Source organism: Geotalea toluenoxydans JCM 15764, from assembly GCF_001311985.1.
Lineage (GTDB): Bacteria > Desulfobacterota > Desulfuromonadia > Geobacterales > Geobacteraceae > Geotalea > Geotalea toluenoxydans.
Window position 1 is genome coordinate 1 of the sequence record NZ_BBCJ01000065.1, and the last position, 1342, is coordinate 1342.

Here is a 1342-nt window from a genome sequence, read left to right on the forward strand (position 1 = left end):
CCACGATCAGCCGAAAGAATATAGGCTATGCCGCACTCTCCTTTCTCTACCACGAACTGGGCATCGATACCGTGCTCAACAACCGACAGCGCGGCACAAAGTTCTCCGCCAACCTCAACTCGATCTTCAAGATGCTGGTATTCAGTCGCGCCCTCTTTCCCGACTCGACGCGCGGTGCCTGGGAGAATCGGGGGATCTTCTTTGAAGAAGCCGACTATTCCCACGACGAGGTGTATCGCGCGCTCGACTATTTTCTTGCGTGGCGGCCTGCGCTCGTGCGGCAGCTGCATGAGCGGCTGAAGACGCGCTATGGGAGGCAGACGCTGCTGTTCTACTATGATGTGACGAACTACTACTTTGAAATCGATGAGCCGGATAGTCTTCGGGCGAAAGGGGTATCGAAGGAGCATCGGCCGAACCCGATTGTCCAGATGGGGCTTTTGTTGGATGCCCAAGGGCTTCCCGTGAGCTATGAGCTGTATCGCGGGAACACCAATGACGGTACGACCCTGCCGTCCATGCTCGATGATGCGGTGCTTGATTTGGGTATGCACCACCTCATCATGGTGGCAGACAAAGGGATGATGAGTGGGGATAACATTGCGAAGCTTCGCCTTGGGCACCATGGCTATGTGATGAGCTATTCGGTGCGAGGTGCCGACAAGGCTTTCAGGAGTATGTGCTGGATGAAGAGGGCTATACTGCCGTCTACGATACGGACGGCACGCTCCTTGCCAAACACAAGAGTCGCTATGCGCCCCGAGAGATATGGGTGACCGACCGCCAAGGGAAACGGACCAAGAGCCTTGTGAACGAACGGCAGATTGTCGTCTATAGTGCGCAGTATGCCCAGCGTGCCCGCATGGAGCGCGCGCTCGCGGTCGAGAAAGCCTCTGGACAGATCTATGCGCTCTCGAAGGATGCAAAACCAAGCGCCTATGGGGCGGCGAAGTACCTCAAGAAGGTGCCCTTCGACCGCAGCACCGGCGAATGCATGCCCGAGACTGAGTACCTGGTGATGCTCGATGAAGCCAGGATCGAAAAGGAGGAGCAGTTCGACGGCTACTATGTCATCTGCACCAATGTCATTGGACGCGAGCAAGGAGAAGCACCCTTTTCCGGCCCGTACCGTTACACGCCTGATGGATTTTTCCAGCTGAATAGAACCGTGACGGACGATGACATCATTGAAATCTACAAGGGATTATGGCGCATTGAAGAGACCTTCAAGGTGATGAAGAGCGAGCTCAAGGCGCGGCCGGTCTTCCTCTCCACCGAGAGCCATATTCGCGCGCACTTTTTCATCTGCTTTGTGAGTTTACTCCTCATGCGCCTCTTGGAA

The 1342-nt window shown here is 55.7% G+C and carries 2 protein-coding genes; both read left to right on the top strand.

The features are described from left to right. Positions 1-776, top strand: a 776-nt coding sequence (locus tag JCM15764_RS20690) for an IS1634 family transposase (protein WP_243689557.1), incomplete at its 5' end; no start/stop codon positions are given. Beyond that, positions 773-1342, top strand: a 570-nt coding sequence (locus JCM15764_RS20695; protein ID WP_243689558.1) for an IS1634 family transposase, incomplete at its 3' end; no start/stop codon positions are given. The genes JCM15764_RS20690 and JCM15764_RS20695, both read left to right, overlap by 4 nt.